The organism is Acerihabitans sp., assembly GCF_036398755.1.
Classification (GTDB): domain Bacteria; phylum Pseudomonadota; class Gammaproteobacteria; order Enterobacterales; family Enterobacteriaceae; genus Acerihabitans.
Window position 1 is genome coordinate 1 of the sequence record NZ_DASWOM010000063.1, and the last position, 4744, is coordinate 4744.

The following is a 4744-nucleotide window of genomic DNA, read 5'->3' on the forward strand; positions in this document are numbered from 1 at the left end:
GGATGTATAGCCGGTTTGCCGAAACCCGGCGCTGGCGGGTGGAGATCGTCAGCGCCAGCGACGGTGAGCACGGCGGCTACAAAGAAGTCATCGCCAAAATCGATAACGACGGCGCCTACGGCCAGCTTAAGTTCGAGTCCGGCGGCCACCGCGTGCAGCGGGTACCGGAAACCGAATCCCAGGGACGCATCCATACCTCCGCCTGTACGGTGGCGGTGATGCCGGCGATCCCGGAAGAAGAGTTGCCGGTGATCAATGCCGGGGACTTGCGCATCGATACCTTTCGTTCATCCGGCGCGGGCGGCCAGCACGTCAATACCACCGATTCCGCCATCCGCATTACCCATTTGCCCAGCGGGCTGGTGGTGGAATGCCAGGACGAGCGTTCACAGCATAAGAACAAAGCCAAGGCGCTGGCGGTATTGGGCGCCAGGCTGCGCGCGGCCGAGGTGCGGCGCCGCCAGTTGGAGGAGGCGTCGACCCGCCGCAATCTGCTGGGCAGCGGCGATCGCTCCGACCGCATCCGTACCTATAATTTCCCCCAGGGGCGGGTGACCGATCACCGTATCGGCCTGACGCTCTATCGCCTGGATGAAGTGATTGAAGGCAAGCTGGATATGCTGGTGCAGCCGATCATGCAGGAATACCAGGCGGATCAACTGGCGGCGCTGGCAGAACAATCCTGATGCGATGCGGCCAGTGGCTTGATGACGCCGCCCGCCGGCTCGCCGGCGGCGATAGCCCAAGGCGGGATGCCGAAATCCTGCTCGGTTTTGTTACCGGGCGGGCGCGCACCTGGCTGCTGGCGTTTGGCGAAACGCCGCTGACGCCGCCGGAGCTTGCCCGTCTGGACGCTTTGCTGTTACGGCGCGCGGCGGGGGAACCGATAGCTTATCTGACCGGCGAGCGTGAATTCTGGTCGCTGCGCCTTAAAGTTTCGCCCGCCACGCTTATCCCGCGCCCCGATACCGAATGCCTGGTTGAACAGGCGCTGGCGCTGCTGCCCGATGAGCCAGCCGAGGTGCTGGATCTGGGCACCGGCACCGGCGCCATCGCCCTGGCATTAGCCAGCGAAAGACCGTCGTGGCGGGTGACCGGCGTGGATCTGCGGCCGGAGGCGGTCGACCTGGCGCGCGAAAACGCCCTGCTGCTGGGCATCGCCAATGCGCGTTTCGCCACGGGAAGTTGGTTTAAATCATTGCAGGGAATGCGCTATACCCTTATTGTGAGTAATCCGCCCTATATTGATGTGGACGATCCGCATTTGCAACAGGGAGACGTGCGCTTTGAGCCGCAAAGCGCGCTGGTTGCGGCCGGTAACGGACTGGCCGATTTGGCGGCCATCGCCACGGGCGCCGCCGGTCATTTGCACCCCGGCGGCTGGCTAGTGCTGGAACATGGCTGGCGACAGGCCGGCGCGGTGCGCGGCCTGCTGGCAAGCGCTGGTTTTTTGCGGGTCGGCACCCGGCGGGACTATGGCGATAATGAACGCGTTTCACTGGGACAATGGCCGGGTTAAGCCCCGCCGGGAATACGACGCTGGAGCAGTGATGAGTGCTTACATGGCCATCAAGTACTTACATTTAACAACGGTATGGATCACCATTACGCTGTTTGTCATTCGTTTTTATTGGCGCTGGCGCGGTTCCCCCCTGTTAACCAAAAGGTGGGTGCGCGTTTCCCCGCATATCGTTGATACCCTGTTATTGATTTCCGGCATCACGCTGATAATCCTCTCGGGCATTTCTCCCTTCACCGAAGACGGCCGCTGGCTATTGGATAAACTGGTGTTGGTGGTTGTCTACATCCTGCTTGGCTCCGTGGCGCTGGGCAAATATACGCGGCGTGAAAAAATCCGCTGGCTGGCATTTATCTGCGGGCTGGCGTGTCTGTACACTATTTACCGGCTGGCTAGCAGTAAGCTTCCCCTGCTGACAGGATTTCTATGAGTAATATTGCGGATTTTGAATATAATCTTTCACCGCTTAGCGAGGGTGTAATACGTATTTCCCTTGCCATCCGGCAGGATTTTCCCGCTGACAGCGTCCGCGACCAGTTGCGTTTGCTGGCCGAAACGGCGCGGGAGCAGATCCCGGCGACGCTGAACCAGGACGAACAGCTGGGGCTGTTGCTGAAATTGTTCTACCGCACCTGGGGATTTGGCGGCGTCGGCGGCGTGTATCGTCTGTCGGACGCCTTATGGCTTGATAACGTGCTCGAGCGCCGCCAGGGCCTGCCCGCGTCGTTGGGCATTATCCTGCTGCACGTGGCGCAGTCCATGGGCATCCCCCTGTTGCCGGTGATCTTCCCGACCCAGATGATCCTGCGCGCCGGCTGGCTTGACGGCGAAATGTGGCTGATAAACCCGATCAACGGCGATACCCTTGATGAACATACGCTGGATATCTGGCTGCGCGGCAATATCGGCACCGGCATTGAACTGGCGGATGAAGATCTGGAAGAAGCGGATAACAATACCGTGGTGCGTAAACTGCTCGATACGCTAAAATCCGCGTTGATGGACGAAAAACAGATGGAGCTTGCCCTGGGCGCCAGCGAGGCGATGCTGGAGTTTGATCCCGACGACCCTTATGAAATCCGCGATCGTGGTTTGATCTACGCCCAACTGGAATGCGATCATGTGGCGCTGTCGGACCTTAATTATTTTGTCGAGCAGTGCCCGGAAGATCCCATCAGCGAAATGATCAAGGTTCAGATACATTCCATCGAGCAAAAATCGGTGACCCTACATTAAACCCGATGCCATCGGCCATTACCCCGGCCGGTATGTCGATAAAAAGTATAAGGTATAGGTATGAAACAACTGGTGGTGAATATTGGTGATATCCCGGTGGCGAACGATCGTCCATTCGTGCTGTTCGGCGGCATGAATGTGCTGGAGTCGCGCGAACTGGCGATGCGCATATGTGAACATTACGTTACCGTGACCCGGAAACTGGGCATTCCCTACGTGTTCAAAGCCTCGTTTGATAAAGCCAATCGTTCGTCCATTCACTCCTATCGCGGTCCTGGCCTGGAAGAGGGCATGAAGATCTTCCAGGAGCTGAAGGCGCAGTTTGGCGTGAAAATTATTACCGATGTGCATGAAGCGACCCAGGCGCAGGCGGTGTCCGAGGTGGTCGACGTGATACAACTGCCGGCGTTTCTGGCGCGTCAGACCGATCTGGTGGAGGCCATGGCCCTTACGGGCGCGGTGATAAACGTTAAAAAACCGCAGTTTATCAGCCCGTCGCAGGTGGGCAATATCGTGGATAAGTTCCGCGAAGCCGGTAATGAGCAGGTGATCCTGTGCGATCGCGGCAGTAATTTCGGCTACGATAACCTGGTGGTGGATATCTTGGGATTTAACGTGATGAACCGGGTTTCCGGTGGTTGTCCGGTGATTTTTGACGTTACCCATGCGCTGCAGACGCGCGATCCGTTCGGCGCCGCCTCCGGCGGTCGTCGCGCGCAGGTGGGCGAACTGGCGCGCGCCGGCATGGCGGTAGGCATTGCCGGCCTGTTTATCGAGGCCCATCCGGATCCGGATCATGCCAAATGCGACGGCCCCTCTGCGCTGCCGTTGGATAAACTTGAGCCGTTCCTGGTACAGATGAAAGCGATCGATGATTTAGTGAAAAGCTTTCCGGCGCTGGATACGGGCAGCTAACGCGGGGTTTATGCCGGATCGGCGTGGGTACCGCTTGTGGTGGGTTTAGGCCGGATCGGCGAGGGTACCGCCTGTGGTAGGTTTATGCCGGATCGGCGTGGGTTTCGCTTGCCGGGCGTTCGGTGGTTTTATGTAATGCCGGGCGCCGGCAAGCGACAAAAAGGGTGGCCCGCGCCACCCTTCTTGACATCCCCGCGTCCTCCAGATCGTACGCCGCTGCGCGGTCCCCTGCAGCGCCTCATCCCGGCTATTGGACCGCCCGGTTAGCGCTCCAGGCGCTACCGGACTTTCGCCGCTCCCGGCGGCTCATCCAGCCGTGATGCACGCTGCCGGCGCACTCTATGTCGGCACAAGGTCAACCCCATCGCCTGCAAGAAGATAGGTTTTTTTTGGGTTCTGAATGGCATGTACTCACCGGGAAAAAGATCAGCAGGATTTTGGTCTTATCTTAGAGGTTAAGGCTGATGGATGGATGTTCACTTTCGCCTTTCAATCATGCTGACTTTGTAACTTACCGACTTACCGACTTACCGACTACCGACTTGCCGCCTTACCGCCTTACCGACTTGTTACCCAGTTGCCTTGCTGCCTTGCTACCTTATACAGCCTTGCTGCATGACTTTAAGTCTGCACGACCTACTTACAGCCGTGCTGGCGGCATTCCATTACAATTCATTGCACTCGCGCCAGGCGCTATCAAAAGCAACAGCGCCGCTAACGCGACATAAAATACAGGGTGAACAGCGACATAGCCCCCGGCATACCTAAAACCCCCGAACGCACGGCAAGCGAAACCCTCGCCGAACCAGCCTAACCCTCACCGAACCAGCCTAACCCTCGCCGAACCAGCCTAACCCTCGCCGAACCAGCCTAAACCCCGCCGAACCAGCCTAAAACCCCACCGAACACGCATCAACCCCACCGAACCGATACAACCCCCAGCGCCCCCAACGCCGGCACGCTACGCCGGATTCAAGCGCGATGCTGGCTAATCAGTCCATCGGCCACGGCTTTGTCTTCCTCCTCCAGCGCCTGCTCCAGCGTACTGTAGAACGCCAGGCGCCCCGCGACGGG

5 protein-coding genes are annotated in these 4744 nt (G+C 59.0%); all 5 read left to right on the plus strand.

Going from position 1 to position 4744, the window contains the following annotated elements; translation table 11 throughout:
* On the plus strand, positions 1-686 hold a 686-nt coding region (locus VGC33_RS10260), incomplete at its 5' end, for a peptide chain release factor 1 (RefSeq protein WP_331120652.1).
* The gene (prmC, locus tag VGC33_RS10265) at positions 686-1519 is read left to right on the plus strand and encodes a peptide chain release factor N(5)-glutamine methyltransferase (RefSeq protein WP_331120653.1); all 834 of its coding nucleotides are present in this window, start codon (positions 686-688) and stop codon (positions 1517-1519) included. The genes VGC33_RS10260 and prmC, both read left to right, overlap by 1 nt.
* Positions 1520-1550: 31 nt before the next feature.
* Entirely contained in the window at positions 1551-1949 is a 399-nt protein-coding gene (locus VGC33_RS10270) for a SirB2 family protein (protein WP_414636918.1), read from the plus strand.
* On the plus strand, positions 1946-2755 hold the full coding sequence (sirB1, locus tag VGC33_RS10275) for an invasion regulator SirB1 (protein WP_331120655.1): 810 nt from the start codon (positions 1946-1948) through the stop codon (positions 2753-2755). Before VGC33_RS10270 ends, sirB1 begins: the two co-directional genes overlap by 4 nt.
* A gap of 60 nt (positions 2756-2815) precedes the next feature.
* On the plus strand, positions 2816-3670 hold the full coding sequence (gene kdsA, locus VGC33_RS10280; RefSeq protein WP_331120656.1) for a 3-deoxy-8-phosphooctulonate synthase: 855 nt from the start codon (positions 2816-2818) through the stop codon (positions 3668-3670).
* The last annotated feature ends 1074 nt before the right edge of the window (positions 3671-4744 follow it).